This is a genomic window from Pseudomonas sp. NPDC079367 (genome assembly GCF_044542195.1).
Lineage (GTDB): Bacteria > Pseudomonadota > Gammaproteobacteria > Pseudomonadales > Pseudomonadaceae > Aquipseudomonas.
Genome location: NZ_JBITTW010000001.1, coordinates 388,903 through 412,449, shown reverse-complemented (window position 1 = coordinate 412,449; position 23,547 = coordinate 388,903). Strand labels below are relative to the sequence as shown.

24 protein-coding genes and 1 tRNA gene are annotated in these 23,547 nt (G+C 60.1%); 17 read left to right on the top strand and 8 right to left on the bottom strand.

The window, feature by feature from the left end:
* Nucleotides 1-8 precede the first annotated feature (8 nt).
* Nucleotides 9-1,448, bottom strand: coding sequence for an ATPase domain-containing protein (locus ACIGDJ_RS01710; protein WP_101159480.1), 1,440 nt, complete (start codon nt 1,446-1,448; stop codon nt 9-11).
* A gap of 312 nt (nt 1,449-1,760) precedes the next feature.
* Here ACIGDJ_RS01710 and pstS point away from each other — a divergent pair, with 312 nt between their 5' ends.
* The 6 genes from pstS to ACIGDJ_RS01680 all read left to right on the top strand — a co-directional run bounded on the left by pstS (nt 1,761) and on the right by ACIGDJ_RS01680 (nt 7,005).
* A complete protein-coding gene (gene pstS / locus ACIGDJ_RS01705; RefSeq protein WP_101159481.1) occupies nt 1,761-2,792 on the top strand; it encodes a phosphate ABC transporter substrate-binding protein PstS in 1,032 nt (343 codons plus the stop codon).
* Nucleotides 2,793-2,866: 74 nt separating this feature from the next.
* Complete coding sequence (gene pstC, locus ACIGDJ_RS01700; protein WP_312999194.1) at nt 2,867-3,832, top strand: phosphate ABC transporter permease subunit PstC; 966 nt, start codon at nt 2,867-2,869, stop codon at nt 3,830-3,832.
* Nucleotides 3,832-4,743 (top strand): phosphate ABC transporter permease PstA, encoded by a 912-nt coding sequence (pstA, locus tag ACIGDJ_RS01695; protein ID WP_101159610.1) that lies wholly within the window; start codon nt 3,832-3,834, stop codon nt 4,741-4,743. The genes pstC and pstA overlap by 1 nt, the downstream gene beginning before the upstream one ends.
* 75 nt (nt 4,744-4,818) lie before the next feature.
* Entirely contained in the window at nt 4,819-5,580 is a 762-nt protein-coding gene (gene pstB, locus ACIGDJ_RS01690; RefSeq protein WP_016774591.1) for a phosphate ABC transporter ATP-binding protein PstB, read from the top strand.
* A gap of 85 nt (nt 5,581-5,665) precedes the next feature.
* Nucleotides 5,666-6,364 carry a hypothetical protein gene (locus ACIGDJ_RS01685; RefSeq protein WP_101159483.1) on the top strand — a complete coding sequence of 233 codons (699 nt, stop codon included), beginning with the start codon at nt 5,666-5,668 and terminating at the stop codon, nt 6,362-6,364.
* Nucleotides 6,364-7,005, top strand: coding sequence for a hypothetical protein (locus tag ACIGDJ_RS01680; RefSeq protein WP_397478189.1), 642 nt, complete (start codon nt 6,364-6,366; stop codon nt 7,003-7,005). Before ACIGDJ_RS01685 ends, ACIGDJ_RS01680 begins: the two co-directional genes overlap by 1 nt.
* A gap of 153 nt (nt 7,006-7,158) precedes the next feature.
* Here the strand turns inward: ACIGDJ_RS01680 and ACIGDJ_RS01675 are convergent.
* Nucleotides 7,159-7,246, bottom strand: a tRNA-Ser gene (locus ACIGDJ_RS01675).
* A 123-nt stretch (nt 7,247-7,369) separates the two neighbouring features.
* On the opposite strand from ACIGDJ_RS01675, the gene ACIGDJ_RS01670 reads away from it, so the two are divergent.
* A complete protein-coding gene (locus tag ACIGDJ_RS01670; protein ID WP_008006561.1) occupies nt 7,370-8,041 on the top strand; it encodes a Bax inhibitor-1/YccA family protein in 672 nt (223 codons plus the stop codon).
* A gap of 65 nt (nt 8,042-8,106) precedes the next feature.
* On the opposite strand, the gene ACIGDJ_RS01665 is transcribed toward ACIGDJ_RS01670, so the two are convergent.
* Together ACIGDJ_RS01665 and ACIGDJ_RS01660 are read right to left on the bottom strand one after the other, a co-directional pair.
* Nucleotides 8,107-8,436, bottom strand: coding sequence for a YceK/YidQ family lipoprotein (locus ACIGDJ_RS01665; RefSeq protein WP_101159484.1), 330 nt, complete (start codon nt 8,434-8,436; stop codon nt 8,107-8,109).
* Between the two features lie 58 nt (nt 8,437-8,494).
* The gene (locus ACIGDJ_RS01660; RefSeq protein ID WP_312999208.1) at nt 8,495-8,932 is read right to left on the bottom strand and encodes an Lrp/AsnC family transcriptional regulator; all 438 of its coding nucleotides are present in this window, start codon (nt 8,930-8,932) and stop codon (nt 8,495-8,497) included.
* Nucleotides 8,933-9,079: 147 nt separating this feature from the next.
* Here ACIGDJ_RS01660 and ACIGDJ_RS01655 point away from each other — a divergent pair, with 147 nt between their 5' ends.
* Nucleotides 9,080-9,973 (top strand): DMT family transporter, encoded by an 894-nt coding sequence (locus tag ACIGDJ_RS01655; protein ID WP_312999210.1) that lies wholly within the window; start codon nt 9,080-9,082, stop codon nt 9,971-9,973.
* Nucleotides 9,974-9,976: 3 nt separating this feature from the next.
* Here ACIGDJ_RS01655 and ACIGDJ_RS01650 read toward each other — a convergent pair whose 3' ends face one another.
* The 4 genes from ACIGDJ_RS01650 to ACIGDJ_RS01635 all read right to left on the bottom strand — a co-directional run bounded on the left by ACIGDJ_RS01650 (nt 9,977) and on the right by ACIGDJ_RS01635 (nt 14,121).
* A complete protein-coding gene (locus tag ACIGDJ_RS01650) occupies nt 9,977-11,017 on the bottom strand; it encodes an FUSC family protein (protein ID WP_178081208.1) in 1,041 nt (346 codons plus the stop codon).
* 57 nt (nt 11,018-11,074) lie between these two features.
* Nucleotides 11,075-12,034 carry an HlyD family secretion protein gene (locus tag ACIGDJ_RS01645; RefSeq protein ID WP_101159488.1) on the bottom strand — a complete coding sequence of 320 codons (960 nt, stop codon included), beginning with the start codon at nt 12,032-12,034 and terminating at the stop codon, nt 11,075-11,077.
* A 2-nt stretch (nt 12,035-12,036) separates the two neighbouring features.
* Complete coding sequence (locus ACIGDJ_RS01640) at nt 12,037-12,393, bottom strand: DUF3302 domain-containing protein (RefSeq protein WP_110599509.1); 357 nt, start codon at nt 12,391-12,393, stop codon at nt 12,037-12,039.
* A gap of 102 nt (nt 12,394-12,495) precedes the next feature.
* Nucleotides 12,496-14,121, bottom strand: a complete 1,626-nt coding sequence (locus ACIGDJ_RS01635) for an NADP-dependent glyceraldehyde-3-phosphate dehydrogenase (protein ID WP_397478188.1) — start codon at nt 14,119-14,121, stop codon at nt 12,496-12,498.
* Between the two features lie 308 nt (nt 14,122-14,429).
* Here ACIGDJ_RS01635 and ACIGDJ_RS01630 point away from each other — a divergent pair, with 308 nt between their 5' ends.
* From ACIGDJ_RS01630 to ACIGDJ_RS01590, 9 genes are read left to right on the top strand one after another with little or no spacing between them, the layout of a single operon-like run.
* A complete protein-coding gene (locus ACIGDJ_RS01630) occupies nt 14,430-15,041 on the top strand; it encodes a transposase (RefSeq protein ID WP_101159491.1) in 612 nt (203 codons plus the stop codon).
* Between the two features lie 54 nt (nt 15,042-15,095).
* Nucleotides 15,096-16,694: a ShlB/FhaC/HecB family hemolysin secretion/activation protein gene (locus tag ACIGDJ_RS01625; protein WP_397478187.1), complete on the top strand. Its 1,599-nt coding sequence runs from the start codon at nt 15,096-15,098 to the stop codon at nt 16,692-16,694.
* A gap of 12 nt (nt 16,695-16,706) precedes the next feature.
* A complete protein-coding gene (locus ACIGDJ_RS01620; RefSeq protein ID WP_397478186.1) occupies nt 16,707-18,506 on the top strand; it encodes a DUF2341 domain-containing protein in 1,800 nt (599 codons plus the stop codon).
* Nucleotides 18,507-18,517: 11 nt separating this feature from the next.
* A complete protein-coding gene (locus tag ACIGDJ_RS01615; protein WP_397478185.1) occupies nt 18,518-18,943 on the top strand; it encodes an ExbD/TolR family protein in 426 nt (141 codons plus the stop codon).
* Between the two features lie 3 nt (nt 18,944-18,946).
* Nucleotides 18,947-19,666: an energy transducer TonB gene (locus ACIGDJ_RS01610; RefSeq protein ID WP_397478184.1), complete on the top strand. Its 720-nt coding sequence runs from the start codon at nt 18,947-18,949 to the stop codon at nt 19,664-19,666.
* Between the two features lie 39 nt (nt 19,667-19,705).
* Nucleotides 19,706-21,403 carry a putative porin gene (locus tag ACIGDJ_RS01605; RefSeq protein ID WP_312999235.1) on the top strand — a complete coding sequence of 566 codons (1,698 nt, stop codon included), beginning with the start codon at nt 19,706-19,708 and terminating at the stop codon, nt 21,401-21,403.
* A 17-nt stretch (nt 21,404-21,420) separates the two neighbouring features.
* Nucleotides 21,421-22,050 (top strand): DNA repair protein, encoded by a 630-nt coding sequence (locus ACIGDJ_RS01600; protein ID WP_397478183.1) that lies wholly within the window; start codon nt 21,421-21,423, stop codon nt 22,048-22,050.
* Nucleotides 22,051-22,067: 17 nt separating this feature from the next.
* Nucleotides 22,068-22,538 (top strand): YbjN domain-containing protein, encoded by a 471-nt coding sequence (locus tag ACIGDJ_RS01595; protein ID WP_101159497.1) that lies wholly within the window; start codon nt 22,068-22,070, stop codon nt 22,536-22,538.
* Entirely contained in the window at nt 22,535-23,482 is a 948-nt protein-coding gene (locus ACIGDJ_RS01590; RefSeq protein WP_397478182.1) for a peptidylprolyl isomerase, read from the top strand. Before ACIGDJ_RS01595 ends, ACIGDJ_RS01590 begins: the two co-directional genes overlap by 4 nt.
* Nucleotides 23,483-23,547 lie beyond the last annotated feature (65 nt).

The following is a 23,547-nucleotide window of genomic DNA, read 5'->3' as shown; positions in this document are numbered from 1 at the left end:
TTGAAGACTTACGAAATTGAACCAGGCAATGACTCAGCTGCGACTGAAGGTTCATTTTTCAAAGCCTTTTCCAGGAACACATCTTGATCGCGTACAACCACCTCGAACCGCGACGGGTTGTAGGAGCTATCGCGTACCTTAAGAATGGAAAGCGTCCTGCGAAGTTCAGCGTGATTGTCAAAGAAACGCATGAGGATCAGGTTGTCGACAATACTGGACAGGTCAGAGTTCGGTGCGCTGACCTCGGATCCGAACAAATCGCGCATTTCCCAGGAGGCGAATACGGTCACGCCTCTGGATCGCAGTTCGTTCATCAATGCACTGAAAAAGTCGGTGATGCGTTCCGGTGTGGTTGACACCCGGGTCATGCCGCTCAGGCTATCGATGAACAGGCGCTTGATACCTTTCTCATCGACCAGACTCAGCAGGCGTGCGCCGAGGCCGTCGAGTAAACCCTCCGTTGTTGGCTGCCAGGCAATGCTCAATGCGCCGCTGTGTTCCATGCGTTCAATATCGATGCCTAGCGAACGGCCTTTCAGGCGCAGGCGCTGCGGGCTTTCATAGAAACCGAAATGCAGGCCAGGCGCTTCGGCCGTTGATTGCGCAAGAAACTTCAGGCCCAGCGTGGTTTTGCCGATGCCGGAAGGGCCCATGACCAGCGTGACGCTGGAGCTGTGCAAGCCGCCACCGAAGATCTCATCGAGCGACGCAATGCCGCTTGGAATACGCGTCATGTCCGCGCTGTCGGGGGCGGAAGGGCGCTTATAGAGACTTTCGAGGCGCGGATAGACGACCAGGCCGTTATCGGTGATTTCACATTCGTGAAGACCGGTCAACGCGCCGCTGCCGCGAGTCTTGCGCAAATGAATGCGGCGCACCGAACGGGTACCGAACAGCTCTTCGCCCATTTCGATGACGCCGTCGACCATCGTGTGCTCGGGGCTGCCGTCGTCCAGGCGCGAGCTGGTCAGGAACAGCACGGTGCAACCGGCGAACGCGGCGTGGCCTTGCAGTTCAGAGATGAATTTTTTCGTATCGATTGGCGAGTCGGCTTTGGAGCGTGCATTGAGCAGGCCGTCAACGACCATGACGGTCGCCTTCTGCCGGGTGATTTCACGTCGCAGCAGCTTCACGACTTCATCAAGGCCTTCGTTTTCCAGCGTATCGAATGCGCTGACAAACTGAATCTCCGCGCCGACTCGCGAAGCGTCGAAAAAACTCATGGTCGACAGAAACTGGAACAGCCGGTCGTGCGACTCGGCCAGCAATGTGGCGACCAGCACACGGCCGCCGTCGCGGGCATGGTGAAACCCGAGCTGGTTGGCAAGGATGGTTTTGCCCGAGCCCGGGCGCCCTTGAATGATGTATGAAGCGCCGGCGACAAAGCCCCCCTGAAGCAGCGCGTCGAGCCCTTCGATCCCGCTTTGAAGGCGTTTTAGCTTTTCCACAATGCGACCCTGATCTGGATAAACAGGCTTGTTCAGCCGAATGAGTGAAATGCTAACGCCATTTCCGGTTGAGGGCCATAAAGGCTGGGGAAAAGTAGCGTTTGTGCAATGTGAACCTGGCGCGTGACTGCTCAGGATCAGGGAGTAGGGACAAGCCCCGCACAGGAAGATTCGATTTTTCAAAACCTGGCACCGATTACATCCATGGGCGCTGTTGCGGACCATGAGGGTAACGCTTGCCACTTTGCTTTCATGAAATCGTCACAAAACTGCTGCAGAGTTCGGGAGCCCGTAATCACTAGGTGTCATTTAATGAAAAGTTCGATGAAGTCTGCTGCGCTCGCCATTGCGGTATCTCTTTGTGCCACCTCGGCCTCCTTTGCAGCAGAAAATGTTCGCCTGACGGGGTCCGGAGCAAGTTTCCCGGCACCGATCTACCTGACCTGGTTCAAGGATTTCAGCAAGAAATCCGATAGCGTCACTGTCGATTACCAATCCAAGGGCAGTGGCGCGGGCGTACAGGACTTCTTGAACAAAACCGTGGATTTCGCTGCCAGTGACTCGGCAATGAAAGACGAAGATATCGCCAAGGTCGCCGAAGGCGTGCAGTTGCTGCCAATGACCGCCGGGGAAATCGTGCTGGCCTATAACCTGCCGGGCAATCCCAAGGGGCTGAAGCTGCCACGCGATGTCTATTCCAACATTTTCCTGGGCAAGATCACGCGCTGGAACGATCCGCAGATCGTCGCAGCCAACCCGGACCTGAAGCTCTCCGATACGCCGATCACGGTTGTCGTGCGTGCAGATTCCAGCGGTACGACCGCGGTATTCACCAAGCACCTGGCAACCGTCAACGCCGAGTTCAAGCAGGCGCTGGGTGAGGGCAACACCGTCAACTGGCCGGCCAGTGACAAGTTCATCAAGTCGCCGAAAAACGATGGCGTGACGGCGACCGTGCGCCAGACCCCTGGAGCGATTGGTTACATCGAATATGGCTTCGCCAAGCTGGCCAAGGTCGACTTTGCCCAGTTGCAGAACAAGGCTGGCAATTACGTGGTGCCCAATGCCGAAAGCGGTGCCGAGGCCCTGGCGGCGGTAAAAATGCCGGAAAACCTGGTGGCCTGGCTGCCTGATCCGGACGGCGCCAAGTCCTACCCGATCACCTCTTATACCTGGATGATTTTCCGCAAGGACAATGGCAACCCGGCCAAGGCCAAAGCCATGCGTGAAATGGTCGAATACAGCCTGACCGAAGGGCAGAAGATTGCCGATTCGATGGGTTACATCCCGTTGCCGCAATCGGTCGTCGAACAGGTTCGCAAAGCGTCCGCCAACATTCAGTAACGCCGTGAGGTCTCTCTCGACGTGTGCGTCTGCGCCACGCCGGGAGAGTTTTCCCCCTGTTCCGGACTTAGCCCATGAACAAACCTTTTGTCGTACCGGTTAATCCCGACTCTGCCTGCCAGCCACCTTCGACGAAGGATTTTCTGGTTGATCGCACCTTCCGCGCGCTCGCGCGCATCGGTGTGGTACTGATTCTGGCGCTGGTATTTGCACTGGTGTTCGAAGTCGGACGCAAGGCACTTCCCGGTATGGAGAAGCACGGCTTCGATGTCCTTCTGGGCAGTGTGTGGGACGTCAACCAAGGCAAATACGGCATCCTGCCAGCCATCTGGGGCACGCTCTACAGCGCCTTCATCGCTTTGCTGATCGCCGGTGTTTTTGGCGTGAGCATGGCGATTTTCCTCACCCAGGATTTCTTGCCAACCAAGCTCGCTGCGCTGTTTCGCACCATTGTCGAACTGCTCGCGGCCATTCCCAGCGTGGTCTATGGCCTGTGGGGGATCTATGTGGTGATCCCGGCGATTCGGCCGCTGACCACCTGGTTGAACAGCGAACTGGGCTGGATACCCTTTTTCGGCACGTCCCTGAGCGGTCCGGGCCTGCTGCCCGCAGCGCTGGTGCTCGCCATCATGATTCTGCCGACCATTGCCGCCGTTTCGCAGGACGCGCTAACGGCTGTGCCGATGAAAACCAAGCAGGCTGCGTACGGCATGGGCACTACCCATTGGGAAGCGATTCTCAAAGTGATGGTGCCATCGGCCGCCACCGGCATTTTCGGCTCGCTGGTGCTGGGCCTGGGGCGCGCGCTGGGTGAAACGATGGCGCTGGCCATGCTGGTCGGCAATGCCAACAACATTTCCCTCTCGCTGTTTGCACCGGCCAACACGCTTGCCGCTCTGCTGGCGCTGAACTTCCCCGAAGCCGGGCCGAACGAGATCGAGGTGTTGATGTATGCCGCACTGGTGCTGATGTTGATTACGCTGATCGTGAACATTTTCGGTTCGATGATCATGATGTACGCCCAACGGGGTAACAGATGATGACTGACCTGACCGCAGCAACAGACTTGACCGCGCCAACCGGTGCAATGCCCAGCTTGCAACGCAGGTTCGAAGGTCGCGCTCTGCGCAGCCTGATTCTGACCACCCTGGTATGGGCAGGAGCTTTGCTGGCCAGCGTGCCGCTGATTTCCGTGCTCTACATGCTGATCACCCGCGGTGGCGCGCGTCTGAACCTGGAAGTGTTTACCGAGCTGCCACCGACCGGCTTCGAGATGGGCGGCGGTTTCGGCAATGCGATGGCGGGTACCTTTGTAATGGTCGGAATCGCGGCAGCGATCGCGGTGCCGATCGGGATCATGGCGGCCATCTTCCTCGCTGAACTGGGGCCAGACAGCAAGCTGGGGAACGCCGCGCGTTTTGCCGCCAAGATGCTTACGGGCCTGCCGTCGATCCTGGCGGGGGTGTTTGCCTACGCTTTGGTAGTAATGACCACCGGCACGTATTCGGCACCTGCAGGTGGCGTGGCGCTCGCCGTCCTGATGCTGCCTATCGTGGTGCTGACTGCTGAAGAATCGATGCGGATGGTGCCCAAGATCATGAAAGATGCTGCTTATGGCATGGGCTGCACCCGCTCGCAGGTCATCTGGAAGATCATCTTGCCGACCGGTATGCCAGCGATCCTGACTGGCGTGATGCTCGCCGTGGCACGTGCCGCAGGCGAGACGGCACCGTTGTTGTTTACCGCGCTGTTCAGCAACTACTGGATCTACCACCAGGGCAATCTCGACGTCATGAACCCGACTGCCTCGCTGGCGGTACTGATCTACAACTTCTCCGGCATGCCTTTCGATAACCAGCTCGAGCTCGCATGGGCGGCCTCGTTGGTGCTGGTGATGATCGTGCTGTTCGTCAACATCATCAGCCGGATTTTCGGCAAGCCCAAGTATTAAGAACGGGAGCATCTGATTTTGAACGTATCCACCGCGCAAATAGCCGCTCCGTTTGTCACCCAGGCGCCTGTAGTCATGGACTGCAAGCTGGACAAGATTTTCTACGGCAACTTTATGGCAGTACGTGACAGCCACGTGCCCATCGAGAAAAACAAGATCACCGGTTTCATCGGTCCCTCAGGCTGCGGCAAAAGCACCGTGCTGCGCAGCCTCAACCGGATGAACGATCTGGTGAAGGGATTCCGTTTCGAGGGCCACGTGCATTTTCTCGGGCAGGACGTCTACGGCAAGGGTGTCGATCCGGTGGTCGTGCGCCGCTACATTGGCATGGTGTTTCAACAACCTAACCCGTTTTCGATGAGCATTTTCGACAACGTCGCGTTTGGTCTTCGCCTCAATCGCTACAAGGGCGATATCGGTGACCGCGTCAAGCACGCGCTGCAAGGCGCCGCGTTATGGGATGAGGTCAAGGACAAGCTCAAGGTCAGCGGCCTGTCGCTCTCCGGTGGTCAGCAACAACGCCTGTGTATCGCCCGCGCCATTGCTACTGAGCCGGAAGTCCTGCTGCTGGATGAGCCTTGCTCGGCACTGGACCCGATCGCCACCCGACGGGTCGAAGAATTGATGGTCGAGTTGAAGAAGGATTACACCATCGCGCTGGTCACCCACAACATGCAGCAAGCCATCCGTGTCGCTGACACCACAGCGTTTTTCTCGGTGGATATTTCCCAGGGCACGCGCACCGGTTATCTGGTTGAGATGGGCCCGACGGCGCAGATCTTCGACAACCCGCGTGAACAGATGACCGGCGATTACATCAGCGGCAAGTTCAGCTAAGCCACACACCGGATCAGGCCGCCTGTGCCAAATGGATTTGGCGGGCATCCGGTGGACATTTACCAAGCGTTTCCAAGGAGCACCAATGCCTGCCAAGCATCGTCTTGATTTGCCTGCGATTGAACGCGCACTGCGGGACGTGCAGAGCCGTTTCGCCGAGCTCAGCCGGCACTTCACCGAGCCGCGTGACCCGTTGACTGACGAAGTGCTGCACAACGTGCTTGAAGGCTATGCGTTGGTTGACGAGTATGTTGCCCGCGGCGTCGACCTGTTCGATCTGCAGCAACTGAACCTGATGCTGGAAATCAATGCCACGGTGCTGTGTGGCCGAGATCCGGCGCGCCGGCTGGAATACGCCCAGCATCTGGCAGCCACCGAGGCGCATTTCTTCAACAATGTTGAGGGCGGCATCAAGGACTTGTACAACTGGTATTGCGCGTATCGCAGTGAATCAGTCTGGAAGCGTGCAGCGGGTGTCTATGTCCGCATTCTGAGCAAGCCGCAGCTGTTCATCGAAGGCAATAACCGCAGCGGCTCGCTCATTGTCAGCTACTTGCTCATGCGGGCGGGGCTGCCTCCATTCGTGTTGACCCTTGAAAACGCCGAGGGCTATTTCAACCCGTCCTCGGTCATCCGCAACTCCGCCAAGCATGGCGTCAAGGCGTTGTACGAATTGCCCAAAATCAAGAAAAAATACGCAGCATTTTTAGAAGAACAGGCGCCGGATCCCATGAAGTTCTTTCTCAAAGAAAAGCCTTTGCCTCTCTTTCAGGGTGGCCATTGATGAGCGCGGCGTCAGCCTTTGCCAAATGCACAAGCTTCGGCAGCCGGGCAGGGCAGATCATCCGCTGCGCTGTGCGGCAGCTGTTCAGGCGTCAGCGCATACGGATTTCGTTCGATATCGACGACACGCTCGCCTGCCAGCTGCACCACTGCGCGGTCGAAAAAAGTCGGATACCGGCCTGTATTCATCGGTGGTTGGGTGAGCCGTTGCGTATGGGCACGCGTTCCCTGATCCGAGAGCTTCGACGCCAGGATTGCAGTATCTGGGTCTACACCTCGTCCGGGCGCACTCCGTCGTATATCAGGCGTTGGTTAGCGCTTTACGGCATCCGCGTCGACGGCGTGGTTAACAGCGTGCTGCACAACCGTGCCCTGACAGCGCATGGGATGTCGAATTCGCCTTCAAAATATCCACCGGCGTTCGATATCGACCTGCATGTCGATGACTCCGAGGGCGTGCAGCTTGAAGGCAAGGATCATGGCTTCCGGGTGGTCGTAGTGCATCCTGAGGATGATCGCTGGGCGCAGAAAGTGCTGGATTCGGTGGCCAAGGTCCAGGCGCAGCTCGCCTGGCAGCAAATGCTCAGACCTCAAGCGCCGGTGCAACACCGGGCAGAGGCTGTCTTTGAGCCTCTCGGTTAAGCGGTTACACCCTCCGCTACCAGAACAGCAGAGCCTCTGGCATACGAGGCGCTGCTGTGAAATGACTCAGAAGATGCGTAAGCGATGCGGCGTAAAACGTGTATCGCAGAAACGACAAAGCCCTGAATAATCAGGGCTTTGTCGTATATAAGATGGCGGAGGCGATGGGATTCGAACTCATGGACCTGTTACAGTCGACGGTTTTCAAGACCGTTGCCTTAAACCACTCGGCCACACCTCCGTTTGCGTTGCGGGCGCCATAATACCTGAATGAAACACACTGTCAAACTCTCTGCATGGCTTGTTACAGAGCGTCTGTTATGATCTTTGCGACTGAACGTTTCAAACCAACAGGAGTGTCGCCATGCGCGAACAGGATTACGCAGTTAATAACAGCGTGCAGGCTGAGCAGCTAGAGGTTAGCCGCGTCCTGCGCAACACTTATGGTCTCTTGGCTCTGACCCTCGCATTCAGCGGCGTGATGGCCTTCGTAGCCCAGCAGATGCGTGTCGGCTACCCGAACATTTTCGTGGTGCTGATCGGCTTCTACGGGCTGTTCTTCCTCACCAACAAACTCCGTGATTCCGCGTGGGGCCTGGTGTCCGCCTTTGCGTTGACCGGTTTCATGGGTTTCCTGCTCGGCCCGATCCTCAACCGTTACCTGGGCATGCAGGGCGGTGCTGAAGTGGTCAGCTCGGCATTCGCCATGACCGCTCTGGTGTTCGGTGGTCTATCGGCCTACGTGCTGATCACCCGTAAGGACATGAGCTTCCTCGGTGGTTTCATCACTGCCGGTTTCTTTGTCCTGCTGGGCGCAACGCTGGCCAGCTTCTTCTTCCAGATCAGCGGCCTGCAACTGGCGATCAGCGCCGGCTTCGTGCTGTTCTCGTCGGTCTGCATTCTGTTCCAGACCAGTGCGATCATTCACGGCGGCGAGCGCAACTACATCATGGCAACCATCAGCCTGTATGTATCGATCTACAACCTGTTCGTCAGCCTGTTGCAACTGTTCGGCATCATGAGCCGCGACGACTGATCAAAGCAGCTGCAATAAGAAACCCGCTCAGGCGGGTTTTTTATCGTCTGGAGAAAGGTGTTCATTCAGTGGATGACAATGCTGCCATCCACTTGTTGACGATAGATCGTATAAGGCAGCAGCAAGGTATCGAGCGCGCCGGAGACCACGGCGTCAACCAACAGCCCCGGGATCGCTGTGTTGCGATGATTATCGGCATCCACGCCCGAGGCCAGCGGCGCATTCAAAGAACAGAAGTCATAGGCAAGGCCGCTATAGATCCTCGGCACCGCGCCACAATAACTCTTTTGTTCCTTAAGGCCGTCCATTGCAGCCTGATCATTGCGTGCCACTGTTTGAATCGTGCCACAACCGCCGAGCAGCAGCGCCGTCAGCATCATTGCCCGAGTTCTCATCCCGCCATTCCTTAGCCGCGAAAAATCACAATCTACGCCGATCGGTGGCAAATGACACTCACGCCATCGGTGGCAGTCGCCGCTTGACCGGGGTCTTCTTGACGATCGCTGTGTTGGTTTCCGCCAGCGTATTGAGACGATCAAGCAGGGTGTCGAGCTGTTCCATCGAACGCACGTGCAGACGGGCGATAAAGCAGTCCTCGCCGGTGACCTTGTCGCACTCGGTGAACTCCGGGATTGCCATGATCTGCCGCTCCACCTCCTGCAATTGCCCTGGCAGCGGTCGTACCCGGACGATCGCCTGAAGCTGATAGCCGAAGCATTTTGGATCGATTTCCACCGTGTAGCCCTTGAGCACGCCGCGCTCTTCCAGGCGCCGCAGCCGCTCCGCCACGCTCGGTGAGGACAAGCCGCTGATCTGCGCCAGCGCTTTGAGCGAGCGCCGCGAATCTTCCATCAGCGCGCCGATGAGAATCCGGTCGATATCGTCAGTCATGTGCAAGTCTCTGATTAGGCAAAAGGGGGGAAACACCTGCGATAAAAAAGGCGAAATGTGATTTTAGCCTGCTTTATGCGCTGGAGCAGCCTGGCGCTTGCTAGGCATACTTTGGCCATGCTTCGCCACAGCCTCAGGAGATAAATGATGGACAATTCAATCCGCCGCGGTTCGCTGGAAATGACCGCCGCGATGCTGATATCCGGGACGATCGGCTGGTTTGTGCTGGTGTCCGGGCAACCGGTGCTGGACGTGGTGTTCTGGCGCTGCGTGTTCGGCGCCGGCACCTTGCTATTGATCTGCATCGCATTCGGCTTCCTGCGCCCAGGGATTCTGACCCGCACAACGTTTTTGCTGGCGGTGCTCAGTGGAATGGCGATCGTTGGCAATTGGGTGCTGCTTTTCGCGTCGTATTCGCGCGCCTCGATTGCCATTGGCACGGCGGTCTATAACGTGCAGCCGTTCATGCTGGTCGGTCTGGCGGCGTTGTTTCTCGGCGAGAAAATCACCTTGCAGAAGCTGTTCTGGCTGGCGATTTCGTTCTTGGGCATGCTGGCCATTGTCAGCGCACATGGCACTCAGGGCGACAGCGGCAATGACTATCTGCTAGGAATTGCCCTGGCGTCGGGTGCGGCGTTTCTCTATGCGATTGCTGCACTGATCATCAAGCGCCTGACTGGCACGCCACCGCATCTGATCGCGTTGGTTCAGGTCTGCACCGGCGTGTTGTTACTCGCGCCGTTTGCGCATTTTGACGCGTTTCCGGCAGGCGCTGATGCCTGGGCGAGTCTGGTGACCTTGGGCATCGTGCACACCGGTCTGATGTACGTCTTGCTGTACGGCGCGATTCAAAAATTGCCGACGGCATTGACCGGCGCGCTGTCCTTCATCTATCCGATTGCGGCGATTTTCGTCGACTGGTTCGCCTTCGGCCATCGCCTGGAACTGCTGCAGTGGATCGGCGTCGCGGCGATCCTGCTGGCCGCCGCCGGCATGCAACAAGGTTGGGGCTGGAAAGCCCGGCGGCTGGTGGCGCAGTAGCGGTCAGATGTTCCAGCGCGGCGCAGTGGCGGCCAGGCGTTGGCGCATCTCGCCGATATTGGCTGCCAGTTGTCGGGTTAGCATCCGGTAGCCGTCAAGGGTATTGGCGACCGGCGCATCGAGGTTCGCCGTGGGCAGTTCCATTGGCCGCTCCAGCCGCTGCGAGGCGCCTGTTTTCAGGGCGCGGGCCATGCCGATCAGTTGCACGCGAATCTGTCGGTGCTCAGCCTTCAGTGCCATTTGCAAATGTGCCATGGCCTGCGGGTCGCTGACGTTGGGGCGGATATTACCGAGGATTTCCAGCGTGCTGATGCACATGCGCAGGTTGCGCTGAATCGCATCGAGCTCGGTCATGGAAATCTTCACTTCCTTGGACACCGATGGCATCAGCGAACGCAGTTGCACCATCACCGCGCCGACCTTGCTCATCAGTCGCAGATGCTCGTCGGCGCTGACCGCTTCACCGTTGATGATGCGCCCGTACACCGTGGCGCAGTCGCGCAAGGCATCGGCGAGGTTGTAGCGCCACGAGTAGACCGCGTACAGCGGCAAAGCAAAGGAGAACGCCAGAGCGAGCGCGATGCCGATCAGGATGTCGACGCCCCGCCACAGACCATCAGTGATCGGGTTATCACCATGCCCGGCGACAATGAAAACGGTGATGGCCGAAAGCAGGGCGGTGTAGCCGCCCTTGCCAATCGCGTGATAGGAGAAAAAGCCGCAAACCACCGCCATGGAAAAATAGGTCAGCCACGGCATGCCCAGCCACGCATGTTGCGCCACCAGCGCCAACCCGACCCCAGCACCAATCAAGGTACCGATGGCGCGCTCGGCAGCTTTTTTGCCGATATTGCCGTGGTGCTGCAAGCCGCCGATCACCACCAGCATCGTCACCGACGCCCATTCGCCGTGGGGCAGGTTGATCCCGGTGGTCAGCAGAATCGTCGCCAGTAGCCCCAGTGCTACCCGCACGGAGTGGATCAGGCGGGCGTGACGGTAGCGCCGATACGGGTCCAGCAGCGGTCGCAGGATTCGACGTAGCAGCGGGGGCAGGCGGGAGGTGCTGTAAGTAGTCAGTGCGAACCTCGTGTGTCAGTCAAATCAATGGAAGGGGAAAATGTAATTCATCCAGGCCGCCATGCGCAGCAGGATTTTGCGCATCGCGCCGATGTGGTGAAAGTGCTGGCTGTACAGCGCCGCTTGCCCGTAGGCGCCACCCGGCATGAGCGAACTGTAGGGCGCGAACGCCGGGTCAGTGATTTCAATGATCACCGGCACGCGTCCGGCCGGTGGCGAACCGGTGTAGCTGATCAGCGTACCGGAAGGTTGCACCTGACCCTCGGCGATCACCCCAATAACGCTTTTCACCCGACCGGCGAAGACCTTGCCGGGGATGCCATCGAAGGCGACCTCGGCCTCATCGCCCACGGTCAGCCGCAACAGGCTGTTCTGACGCATCCACGCCGCAAAATACTGACCTTCCTGCGGGATAAAAACCATCGACGGGCGCAGCGGCAACTTGCTCGCCATCATCCCCGGTCGCAGCGAAACGTGGGTGACGAAGCCTTTGCTCGGTGCTCGCACCACGGTGTTGTCCAGCTCGAACTGAGCGTTGTCCAGCTGCGCCTGCAGATCGTCGGTGCGGGCGATGGCCGCGTCCAGTTCACGTTGGGTGCCGAAGTTGCGGCGAATCAGCTCGGTGATGCGGTAGCGGTCGCCCTTGGCTGCAACCAGTTGCGCCTTGAGCGATTTCAGGCGGTTCTGGAAAGGCGTGGGGTCGATGCGAAACAACACATCGCCTTTTTCCAGGGGTTCATTGCCCTTGACCGGCACGTCGATAACCTGACCGCTCACAATCGGAATGACTGGCACCGAAACAAAGTAGGAGCGCGCGACCTCGGAATAAGGGTGGTTGTAGTTCATGGTGAAAATCAACGCGCCGATGATCAGCACGCCGCCCAAGACAGCGGTGGGCACCGTCCATTTGTTCAGCGGAATGCGGAAGATCTTGAAGATGGCGACGCAGAGTGCGGCGTACGTGAGGATGAGCAACAGATCCATGCTCAGATCCCCCGGCTGTCAGAGTGAGGCGCAACCGGCGACTGCGCTTCGAGTCGCTCGATCCGGGCTTGCAGCTCGACCACCTGCTGCTCTAGTTGATTGACGTGATTCTGGATAGGTTTGCCATCGCCAAAGCCCCAGCCGCGATCCTCCCGATAGGCCATCGCCCATATCCACAGGAACGGCCACAGCGCATGCAGGGTAAACAGGCTGACCCAGCCAGTGGCATGGATCGCGTCCTGATGCGGATGGTTGCGGTGAACGGCGATCTCGTACGGAATGTCATGCAGCACGATGATCCCGTAAAACAGCACGAGACCGACAAAAACCAGCAAACCCAACGCGAAGTAGTCGAGCATGGTCAGCCTCCCAGGCATCCAGCAATGCTGGGCTCAGTGTAGTCGCTGAATCGCCGGGGGGCTGACGGATCGGCAGGATCAATCAATCCTGCCGATCACCCGTCAAAAGATGTAATCGGTGGTCAGGAAGCTCGAATCACGCCCGCGAATGATCTCGCTGATCAGATCCTTGTTGCTCTCCTGGAACTTGGTCGCCACCAGCGTACGGATCGAAAACACCCGCAATGCATCGTGAACCGAGAGCGTGCCTTCGGCGGAGTTCTTGCGGCCGTTGAACGGGTAGGTGTCCGGGCCGCGCTGGCACTGGGCGTTGAGGTTGATCCGCCCGACCTGATTGGCGAACGTGTCGACCAGGCGACCGACCGCCACCGGGTTGGTGCCGAAGATGCTCAGCTGTTGGCCGAAGTCGGATTCCAGCACGTAGTCGATCACGGTATCGAGGTGGCGGTACGGCACGATGGGCACGACCGGGCCGAACTGTTCTTCCTGATAGACACGCATCTGCGGGTTTACTGGATACAGCACAGCCGGGTAGAAAAACGAGGCGTGGGATTCGCCGCCATTGGGGTTGACCACCTGCGCCCCTTTGCTTTGTGCGTCCGCGACCAGACCGTGTAGATAATCGACCTTGCCCGATTCCGGCAGCGGCGTCAGCGCCACGCCGCTGTCCCACGGCATGCCCGGTTTGAGCGTGGCCAGTCTGGCGTTGAATTTCTCGATGAAACTGTCGACCACGTCTTCATGGACGAAGAGGATTTTCAGTGCGGTGCAGCGCTGGCCGTTGAATGACAGCGAACCGGTCACCGCTTCGTTGACTGCGTTGTCGAGGTCGACCTCGGGCAAAACGATGCCGGGGTTCTTCGCATCCAGGCCGAGAGCGGCGCGCAAACGATGTGGTTTCGGGTGGAGCTTCTTCAGGTCACTGGCAGCCTTGTTGGTGCCGATGAAGGCGAAGATGTCGATCTTGCCGCTGGCCATCAAAGCGCTGACAGTCTCGCGCCCGCTGCCGTAGATCACGTTGATCACACCGCTCGGGAAGCTGTCGCGGAAAGCTTCGAGCAACGGGCGAATCAGCAGCACGCCGAGTTTGGCCGGTTTGAATACCACGGTGTTGCCCATGATCAACGCCGGAATCAACGTGGTGAAGGTTTCGTTCAGCGGATAGTTGTAAGGGCCCATGCACAAGGCGACGCCAAGCGGCACGCGGCGGATCTGGCCGAGGGTGTCCTGCTCCAGTTCGAAACGGCTGGAGCGGCGATCGAGTTCTTTCAGGGCATTGATGGTGTCGACGATGTAATCGCAGGTGCGGTCGAACTCTTTTTCCGAGTCCTTGAGGTTCTTGCCGATCTCCCACATCAGCAGCTTCACCACGGCTTCGCGCTGCTCGCGCATGCGGCCGAGAAACACCTCGACATGCTGGATGCGCTCGGCCACACGCATCGTCGGCCACAGGCCCTGGCCTCGGTCATATGCGCGGACGGCAGCGTCGAGGGCGGTGAGGGCAGTGTCGGCATCGAGCAGCGGCGTGCTGCCCAGGATCGCTTGTTCTTCGCCGTTTTCGCCTTTCAGATAGACCGGGCTGCGCACCTGCGCGAGCGGACCGTCCCAGCGGCGCAATTGGCCATCGACCAGATATTCACGCTGCTCGATTTGTGCATCGAGGCGGTATTTCTCCGGGATGTCGCTGACAGAAGGGAACAGGTTGCCAAGGATATTTGCTGTGGTCATGTCACTACCCTGTGTTGATGTCTGCATGCAGATCAAAAAGTCTCTACAGGTTATACGCCTGAATGCCCATGGATTTAACCCCGTGAATGTCACGTAAATGTCACGCAACGGTGCATGGCAGAGGGCCAGGAACACCACCGATCCCACAGGGTTTGTGTGGTTTCGCGGGCCATGTGCAGTTTGGTAATGAAGCTTTTATGACAAAAGTTCGGTAGCACATAGCCAGTCCGGTCATGCCTGTGTAACGCGCTTGAGGGGCCTTTCGGGGCGCACTTTGCGAACCGTGGCGGGACGCCGGGAGTGAGGCAATGGGGACTATGGAACGCTATTCGAAAGTGGGCATGCAGGAACTCGATCAACGCCTGTCGAAGATCGTCGAAGCCGCGCGCAAGAAGCCGGTTTCGGTGTATCGCTACGGCGCGCCGTGGGTCTGGATCGTCTCGCAGGATGACTGGCAGGGCGCCTTGAAAGAAGTGTCCAGCTACATTCCGCCGGGCCATTCGCTGGTTTTGCTGCGCCCGCAGATCGACGATCTGCTCGACGCTCACCAAGACCTGCTGCACGACCTTAATGCCGCGCCCGGCATGCTCATTCCCGCGCAGACGGTCATGCACATCCTGCTCCTGCAATTGCTCTATTCGGTGCCCAGCGAACAGCAACTCTATGAACAGCTCAATTACAACCTGCTGTTCCGCTGGTTCGTCGGCCTTGGCCTGAACCAGAAAGTCTGGAGCTTCAACGCCCTCAGTCGTGACATCGCCACGCTCCTCAACGAGCCGCGCGCGGTTCTGCTGATTCAAAAAGTCATCGGCGAAGTGTTCTGCGGCGCCTTGCTGCAGATGCCCGAGTTCTCGCTGAACTTCGCGCTCTTGCACACCTGGCTCGGCAAGCACGCCTGCGCCACAACGATCAGCAATTGACGCAACACACCGGGCGCTAACGCCCACAGGTCATCGCGAATTTCAGGGGGTAGTGTGGAACGGATTTTCACGTCACGGCTGGCGCTGTGGGGCTGGCTGCTGGTGACGGCGGGCGCGCAGCCGGCGCTGGCCGAGGAGGGCACAGAAGCGCCCGCCGCGCAGCGTCTGGTCGATGTCAACGAATACTTCGTGCGCGGCAACACCGTGCTTGATGCGCGGGCGATCGAAGAAGCGGTGTACCCGTTTCTCGGTCCGCAGAAAGCCTTGAGCGACATTGAAGGCGCACGTGATGCGTTGCAGAAGGCCTATCAGGAACGCGGCTATCAATCGGTGTTCGTCGAGTTGCCCGAGCAGGCCGTTGCCGATGGCATCGTCTATCTGCAAGTCAGCGAAACCAAGGTCGGCCGGGTGCGCGTCGTCGGCGCCAAACATTATTCGCCACTGGATATTCGCGACAACGTCCCGGCGCTGAAAGAAGGCGAGGTGCCGGACTTCGCCAAGGTCCAGGGCGAACTCGCGCAGCTCAACAAGACACCCGGACGCCAGGTCATGCCACTGGTGCGCGAGGGCCAACGCCCCGGCACCATGGATGTCGACCTGCAGGTTGAGGACCAGAACCCGTGGACCGCCAGCGTCGGCGTCAATAACGACTACAGCGCCGACACTGAAAAACTGCGCAGCGTCACCAGCCTCGGTTACAACAACCTCTGGCAGCTCGGCCACAGCGTTAACCTGACGTTCTTCACCGCACCGCAGGAAACCGACAACGCCAAGGTCTGGTCCGGGTCCTACACCGCGCCGCTGAGTGAGCGCTGGAGCGTGCAGTTCTCCGGTTACCAGTCCGACAGCAACGTCGCCACCATCGGCGGCAGCAACGTGCTCGGCAAGGGCCACAGCTACGGCGTCGCGGCGATTTATACGCTGCCGTCGAGCGGCAACTGGTCGAACTCGCTGTCGGCGGGCATCGACTTCAAGGATTTTGATGAACGCCTGACGCTGTCCGGCGAGAGCGACAAGGTCCCGCTGCAATACGCACCATTCACCTTCGCCTACAACGGCTACCGCTACAGCGAAACGAGCCAGCTCGGCCTCGGCCTGAGTCTGGTGGCCGCCACGCGCAGTGTGTTCGGCTACGGCAGCGACGACGAAGACTTCGACTACAAACGCTATCGCGCCAAACCGAGTTTCGCCGTGCTCAAGGGCGACACCAGTTACACCTGGACCTTCGACAGCGACTGGCAGAGCGCAAGCAAAGCGGCGTTCCAACTGGCCTCGGGCCCGCTGGTTTCCAACGAACAATTCTCCGCCGGTGGCGCCACCTCGGTGCGCGGCTATCTGGCCGCCGAACGCACGGCGGATGACGGCTATTTGCTCAGCCAGGAATTGCGCACGCCGTCGCTGGCCAAATTCGCCGGCACGTGGATGCAGGACTGGCGCTTCTACGCCTTCGCCGAAGGTGCGCAGCTGTACCTGCGCGACGAACTGCCGGATCAGGACGCCAATTACGCCTTGGCCAGTGTCGGCCTCGGCACCCGCGCCAGCCTGAGTAAATGGCTGTCCGGCAGCCTCGACTGGGGCTACCCGCTACTCGAAGGGCCGAACACCTCGAAACAGGAATCGCGCCTGCACTTCAACCTTCAAGCCACTTTCTAACGGAGCACGTCCATGCAACGCCTCTTCCTTTCGTTGTTGATCTGCCTGGGCTTCGTGCTCCCGGCCACGGCTCAGGCCTGGTGGCAGGACGACTGGCATTACCGCAAACAGATCGCCGTCGACACCACCCCGCAAGGCGCGGCGATCAATCAGGCCCTCGGCCGCACCGCGCTGCTGGTGCGCCTGCACACCGGCAACTTCACCTTCGACGGCGTGAAAGAGGACGGCTCCGATCTGCGCTTTGTCGCCGCCGATGACAAAACCGTGCTCAACCACCAGATCGAAAGTTTCGACGCACTGATGGGCATGGCGCTGATCTGGGTTGATGTGCCGAATGTAGAGGGCGGTCAGCGTCAGGACATCTGGATGTACTACGGCAACCAGAAAGCCCCGGCTACCGGCAACGGCCAACTGACTTTCGATCCGAATTACACCGCGCTCTATCACTTCGACGGCGCCACCGGCACCCCGGCGAAAGACACCACGGCGTACGGCAACACCGCGCAAAGCGCGACCGGCACAGCGATCGATGGCGTCGTCGGGCGCGCCTTGCAGTTCAGCGGCCAGCCGTTGTTGCTGCCGGCCAGTCCGTCGCTGCAACACAACGCCGGCAGCGCGTTCACCTTCAGTGCCTGGCTGCGTCTGGATCAGGCGAGTGGCGAGCAAGTGATACTGGCGCGTCGCGAAGGCACGCAAAGTCTGCTGATCGGCGTCAGCCAAGGCCTGCCGTTCGTAGAGATCGACGGCCAGCGCGCTGCCGCCACGCAAGCTCTGGCTCCGGCGCAATGGCAACACGTTGCGCTGACCGCCGAGGGCTCGAAAGTCACCCTGTACATCAACGGTCGCGAAAGCGCTGCGTTGGCCCAGGCGATGCCGGCGTTCAACTCGGTCATGGCCATCGGCGCCGATCTGCAGGAAGGCGCGTTCCAGCCATTCGCTGGTGCCATCGACGAACTGCGCCTGTCGAAAGTCGCCCGACCTGCTGCGCTGTTGCTGGCCGATGCCACCTCGCAAGGCGCCGAGTCGAAACTGGTGGCTTACGGCGTCGACGAAGAACAGTCCGGCTTCGGTTTTGGCAGCCTCGGCTTCCTGCTCAACGCGGTGCCGATTGACGCCTGGGTGATCATCGCTGTGCTGGTGCTGATGATGTTTCAGTCGTGGATCATCATGCTGCGCAAGAACCGCAGCCTCAGCCGCGTCACCGCCGCCAACGAAGACTTCCGCGCGCAGTTCGCCAAGGTCGGCACGCGCCTGGAAATGTTCGCCGACGACGCGCAACTGGCTCAGCGTCTGCAGCATTCGTCGCTGTGGCGCCTGTATCTGGTGGCGGTCAAAGAAATCCGCACGCGCCGCGAGCAGGGCGCCGATACCTCGTCGGTGTCGGCTGCGACCATCGAAGCCATCCGCTGCTCGATGGACGGCGTGCGCACCCGCGAGAACCAGCAGCTGAGTTCGAAACTTTCGACCCTGTCCAACGCCATCGCCGGCGGCCCGTACATCGGCCTGCTCGGCACGGTGCTGGGGATCATGGTGGTGTTCCTCGGCACGGCAATGGCCGGCGACGTCAACATCAACGCCATCGCTCCCGGTATGGCCGCCGCGCTGTTGGCCACGGCGATGGGCCTGTTCGTCGCGATCCCCGCGCTGTTTGGCTACAACCGCCTGATCACCCGCAACAAGGAAGTCAGCGCCGACATGCGTGTGTTCGTCGACGAATTCATCACGCGTCTGGCAGAGATGCACGGCGAGAGCCAGTTCAGTGAGGCGTCGCACCAGCGCGGCCATCACGCCAACCACTCCGTACCGGCCTGAGGAGCATTGACATGGCGTCCGTAAATGCCTCCCACGACGATGATGACGATGCCGCCGTCGACAGCATCAACATCACCCCACTGGTCGATGTGCTGATGGTGGTGCTGGTGATGTTCATCCTCACCGCCACCGCGCAGGTGTCCGGGATCCAGATCAACCTGCCCAAGGCCAGCGCTTCGGTGTCGCTGTCGGAGGCCAAGACCAAGGCGATCTCGGTCAACGACGGCGGCCAGGTGTTTCTCGATGCCTATCCGGTCACTTTGACCGAGCTGGAAGAACGCCTGCGCATCGAGAAAGCGCAGAGTCCGGATTTCCCGGTGATCGTGCGCGGCGATGCGACGGTGCAGTACCAGAAAGTCATCGAAGTGCTGGACCTGCTGCGCCGGCTCGAACTGTCCCAGGTCGGTCTCGTTACCGGCAAACCGAGTCAGGGCTGAGTCATGACCGCACAACTCCCGATCGAACCGCCGCCGGTGAAAAAGTCGCCGGTGAAAAAGTCGCCGTTGCGCTATGTGAAGTGGGGCGCCGGTTTGCTGATCGGCGCGCTCGCCGCGTGGTTCCTCTGGCAGTGGGCCAACGACATGGCCGGCGTGCGCCGTGAAGCACCAAAAGTGCCAACGATCATTCCGTTGCCGCCACCGCCACCACCGCCGCCGGAGAAACCGCCGGAGCCGGAAACCCCGGTGGAAGAGCAAGTTGTCGAGCCCGAGCCAACGCCTGAGCCGCAAGAGGTCAAGCCCGAGGAAGAAGCGCCGCCATCGCCGGCGGACGACCTGGCCAACCCGATGCAAATGGACGGCGACGCGCAGGCCGGCAGCGACGCTTTTAACATTGGCGCGGGCAAGGGCGGTGGCATGGCCGGAGCTGGTGGCGGGCGTTTGGGCACGGGCACCTACAGCCAGTTTCTGGCGTTTACCTTCCAGCGTTTGCTGCGCGAAAACCCCGAGCTGCGCAACCTCGCGTTTTCGCTGCAGGCCGATGTCTGGCTGAGCAGCGTCGGCGAGATCACTCGTGTCGAACTGATCAAGTCCAGCGGCAATCCGCAAATCGATACCCAGGTGCTGGCCGCTTTACGCGGTGCGCCGGCCCTCAGCGAACGGCCACCGGCCTCTATCACTTTACCCGTGCGCCTGTCCCTGCAAGGGCGCCGTCCGGGTTAATTCACTTATTTGAGCTTTGCCAAAAGGAGTTGTGTGCAGATGAATTCCAACGTGAATCGATTGTCCCTGGCGGTCGGCATGGTCATTGCGACCCTGGTCGGTCAGGCCGTGGCAGCACCCGCGCCCTCGGAGAACGCCACGATCAATCTGATCCGCTTGCTGGTCGAGCAGGGCATTCTGAAACAGGACAAGGCCGACGCATTGATCGCCCAGGCGCAGAACGAAGCGGCGCAGGCCAAACAGGCGGCGGCTTCTACCGCAGTGGCGGCCGGGCCGGTCGCCGCGCCCGGCGATGTACGCGTGCAATACGTGCCGGCAGCGGTGCGTGACCAGATCCGCGATCAGGTCAAAGCCGAGGTCATGGCCACCGCCAAACAAGAAAACTGGGCAGCGCCGAATACCTTTCCGGACTGGGCCTCGCGCATCAGTTTCGACGGCGACATTCGTCTGCGTGACGAATCGCGTTACTACTCCGGCAACAACAGCAACGAAATCGTCGACTTCGCCAAGCTCAACAACAACGGCCCGTACGACGTAAATCCCAACAGCAGCACCAGCCTGCCGCCGTTGCTCAACACCCGCGAAGACCGCGAAAACCTCTTTCGCCTGCGTGCACGTCTGGGCATGAAAGCGGTGATATCGGAGGAATGGACCGCCGGCATTCGCATCGGCACTGGCTCTGACAACAATCCGGTATCGACCACGCAGAACCTCGGTGGCGGCTTCGCCAAGAAAGATATCTGGCTCGATCAGGGCTACCTGAGCTGGAAGCCAATGGACGAACTGACCCTGACCGGCGGGCGCTTCGCCAATCCATTCATGTCCACCGACATGCTCTATTCCAACGACCTGAATTTCGACGGAGTCGCGGCGATCTTCGATCACAAGCTCAACCGCGAATGGGGCGTGTTCGGTACGGTCGGCGCGTTCCCGGTGGATTACACCAACGACACTTCCAGCAGCAACGGTTTCGACAAGGAAGAGAGCGACAACAAGTGGCTGTACGGCGCGCAGCTCGGCGCGAAATGGGCGATCAACAGCAACAACCGCCTGAAGGGCGCGCTGGCCTACTACCGTTTCGACGACATTCAAGGCCAGCGCTCCAGCCCCTGCGAGCCGTGGGCCGGCGCGCCGGGCTGCGACAGCGACGGCAGCCGCGCGGCGTTCATGCAGAAGGGCAACAGCGTGTTCCTGTTGCGCGACATCACGCCGAACCCGCTCAACCCGAGCGCGACGCCGCAGCCACAATTCGTCGGCCTCGCCTCCGAATTCAACCTGCTCGATCTCAACGTCGTGTGGGACGCCGACCTGCCGCAGGACTTCAAACTGCGCAGCCAAGGCAACTACATCCACAACCTCAGCTACGACGAAGGCGACATGCGCAAGCGTTCCGCCGGGCAAATCGTCAACAACCTCGACAGCAGCGGCGAGATCGAAAGCGGCGCCAATGCATGGATGGTGCAGTTCACCCTCGGCAACGCACTGGACCTCAAACGCAAGGGCGACTGGAACCTGTTCGCCGGCTACAAGTACATCCAGCCGGACGCCTTGCCGGACGGCTTCAACGACTCGTCATTCCACCTCGGTGGCACCAACGCCAAGGGCTATTTCATGGGCGGCAACTACGGCCTGGCGAAGAACGTTTCCGCCACGGGTCGCTGGATGAGCACCGAAGCGGTGTACGGCGCGCCGTTCGACATCGACGTCTTGCAGCTTGAGATCAACACGCGCTTCTAAGGCGCCGGGAGAGCTTTATGAACACGCGTTTTCTCGCGCTGGGCCTGGGTTTTGTAATTGCCACCGGGGCGAACGCCGAAGGCATGGAAGAGCGCTTGCGCACGCAATTGCGCAGCACCACCCAGCAATTGCAGGCCCTGCAAAGCCAACAGGCCCAGGCCAGCGCCGCGCAACTGGCGGCACAGAACGAAGCCAGGGCTGCCCAAACGCAAATCAGGCAATTGACGGCCGAACTGGCCAAGGCCAAGGGCCTCGCCGAGCAATTGGCCGGGCAACAACAGAGCCTGCACAGCCAGGCGCAGGCGCAAGTGGCGGCCAGCGCCGAACAGACCGGCAAGTTCAAAAAGGCCTATGACGAATTGCTGGTCCTGGCTCGCGGCAAAGAAGCTGAGCGCACCAGGCTGCAAGCGCAACTGGAAGAACGTGACACACAAGTGCAGCAATGTTCAGCCAAGAATCAGCAAATGTACGGCGTCGCCAAACAGATCCTCACGGCCTACGAAAACATCGACGTCGCCGAAGTGATGAAGATCCGCCAGCCCTTCGCCGGCAGCGCCCGGGTCAAGTTCGATGAACTGGCGCAGGGTTTTGGCGACGAGCTCTACAAGACTCAATTCGACGCGCCGCAAGCCGCGATCGCTCACTGAAAACAAGGAAGAAAGGCATGACTCAATTGATCACCCACGTTTCCCCGCAATCACTGACCGATGTGCTGCAAGAGGCCGGTTACCGTGTCAATCAGAGCGAACAGAACGGCATCGTCCAGTTGCTCAGCGCCAGTCAGGGCATCGGCTACGCGGTGCGTTTCGGCAACCCGGCGCTGGAGCAGGGCAGCTTTGTCGATTTCACCTTCAGCTGTGCCCTGCGCGTGCAAGGTGATTTGCCCCAAGGCGTCGCCGAGCAGTGGAACGTAACGCGGCGGTTTGCGCGGTTGTCGTTGCAGGGCGAGTTTCTGGTCATGGAGATGGACGTGGTCGTGGCGGCGGGTGTCAGCAATGAGCATCTGCGTGGCAACCTTGAATTGTGGGATCGCCTGTTGCAGGAGTTCATCGTTTACCTGCGTGACTTCAGCCAGACCGCTGCTGCGCAAACCGCCAAATCCGCGTTCGCCGAACAAGAGGAAGTTGCGCTGTGAAGAAGCCTGCCATGGTGATCGGCGCCGGAGCGGTGGCGTTGTTGGTGGTGGCGGTGGCGCTGGTGCTGCGGCCGGGCAGTGATCCGGTCGCCGCCCAGCAGCCGTCGACGGTGGTTGCGGTTTCAGCCGGGCCAGCGGTCGCGCGGTTGGGCAATCAGCAGGTTTCGCCGCAAGAGTTGCAGGCGCTGCTGGCCACTGTGCCGATCCAAACCCGCGAACAACTGCGTGGCAACCGTGAGGCGCTGGAGCGCTGGATTCGCGCACGGCTGGCGGAAAAAGCCGTGCTGGAGCAGGCCGATGCGCAGGGCTGGGCGCAACGCCCCGACGTCGCCCGACAGACTCGCGCAGCGACTGAGCAGATTGTGTTTCGTGATTATTTGCGCTCGGTGAGTCAGGTGCCCGCAGAGTATCCGAACGCAGCTGAGTTGCAGCAGGCGTACGACGCTGGCAAGGCCAATTGGCGGACCCCGGCGCTGTATCGGGTCAGCCAGATTTTCCTCGGTGTGAATGATCCGCAAGCGCTGGAAGCCGTGCGCAAACAGGCTGCTGAACTGAGCAAAAAAGCGCAGTCTGCACCGGGCGAATTCGCGGCGCTGGCTACGCAATATTCGCAGGATCGCGTCACGGCAGAGCGGGGCGGTGATACCGGCCTGCAACCGTTGCAACAACTGGTGCCGGAAGTGCGCAGCGCCGTGGCGCGGCTCAAGGTGGGCGCCGTGTCTGATCCGGTACAAAGTGCCGCCGGCTTCCACGTGATCAAACTAACCGAACAACAACCGGCCCGCACCGCGACGCTGGAGGAACTGCGCGACCAACTGACCCAGGCCCTGCGCGCACAACGCCAGGAACAGATCGCCCAGGCTTACCTGGACGGTATGCTCAACACCGCCACCCTGAGCATCGACGGCGCTGAACTGAACAAAATCCTTGAGGAACAACGCTGATCCATCACCATCGCAAATCCTGTGGGAGCGGGCTTGCTCGCGAAGCGGTGGGTCAGTCAGCGAAG

Excerpts from the sequence above, each read along its gene's own strand:
- pstS (WP_101159481.1), top strand. The coding sequence starts at position 1,761 with ATGAAAAGTTCGATGAAGTCTGCTGCGCTCGCCATTGCGGTATCTCTT.
- pstC (WP_312999194.1), top strand. The coding sequence starts at position 2,867 with ATGAACAAACCTTTTGTCGTACCGGTTAATCCCGACTCTGCCTGCCAG.
- pstA (WP_101159610.1), top strand. The coding sequence starts at position 3,832 with ATGACTGACCTGACCGCAGCAACAGACTTGACCGCGCCAACCGGTGCA.
- pstB (WP_016774591.1), top strand. The coding sequence starts at position 4,819 with ATGGACTGCAAGCTGGACAAGATTTTCTACGGCAACTTTATGGCAGTA.
- ACIGDJ_RS01685 (WP_101159483.1), top strand. The coding sequence starts at position 5,666 with ATGCCTGCCAAGCATCGTCTTGATTTGCCTGCGATTGAACGCGCACTG.
- ACIGDJ_RS01680 (WP_397478189.1), top strand. The coding sequence starts at position 6,364 with ATGAGCGCGGCGTCAGCCTTTGCCAAATGCACAAGCTTCGGCAGCCGG.
- ACIGDJ_RS01670 (WP_008006561.1), top strand. The coding sequence starts at position 7,370 with ATGCGCGAACAGGATTACGCAGTTAATAACAGCGTGCAGGCTGAGCAG.
- ACIGDJ_RS01665 (WP_101159484.1), bottom strand. The coding sequence starts at position 8,436 with ATGAGAACTCGGGCAATGATGCTGACGGCGCTGCTGCTCGGCGGTTGT.
- ACIGDJ_RS01660 (WP_312999208.1), bottom strand. The coding sequence starts at position 8,932 with ATGACTGACGATATCGACCGGATTCTCATCGGCGCGCTGATGGAAGAT.
- ACIGDJ_RS01655 (WP_312999210.1), top strand. The coding sequence starts at position 9,080 with ATGGACAATTCAATCCGCCGCGGTTCGCTGGAAATGACCGCCGCGATG.
- ACIGDJ_RS01645 (WP_101159488.1), bottom strand. The coding sequence starts at position 12,034 with ATGGATCTGTTGCTCATCCTCACGTACGCCGCACTCTGCGTCGCCATC.
- ACIGDJ_RS01640 (WP_110599509.1), bottom strand. The coding sequence starts at position 12,393 with ATGCTCGACTACTTCGCGTTGGGTTTGCTGGTTTTTGTCGGTCTCGTG.
- ACIGDJ_RS01635 (WP_397478188.1), bottom strand. The coding sequence starts at position 14,121 with ATGACCACAGCAAATATCCTTGGCAACCTGTTCCCTTCTGTCAGCGAC.
- ACIGDJ_RS01630 (WP_101159491.1), top strand. The coding sequence starts at position 14,430 with ATGGGGACTATGGAACGCTATTCGAAAGTGGGCATGCAGGAACTCGAT.
- ACIGDJ_RS01620 (WP_397478186.1), top strand. The coding sequence starts at position 16,707 with ATGCAACGCCTCTTCCTTTCGTTGTTGATCTGCCTGGGCTTCGTGCTC.
- ACIGDJ_RS01615 (WP_397478185.1), top strand. The coding sequence starts at position 18,518 with ATGGCGTCCGTAAATGCCTCCCACGACGATGATGACGATGCCGCCGTC.
- ACIGDJ_RS01610 (WP_397478184.1), top strand. The coding sequence starts at position 18,947 with ATGACCGCACAACTCCCGATCGAACCGCCGCCGGTGAAAAAGTCGCCG.
- ACIGDJ_RS01605 (WP_312999235.1), top strand. The coding sequence starts at position 19,706 with ATGAATTCCAACGTGAATCGATTGTCCCTGGCGGTCGGCATGGTCATT.
- ACIGDJ_RS01600 (WP_397478183.1), top strand. The coding sequence starts at position 21,421 with ATGAACACGCGTTTTCTCGCGCTGGGCCTGGGTTTTGTAATTGCCACC.
- ACIGDJ_RS01595 (WP_101159497.1), top strand. The coding sequence starts at position 22,068 with ATGACTCAATTGATCACCCACGTTTCCCCGCAATCACTGACCGATGTG.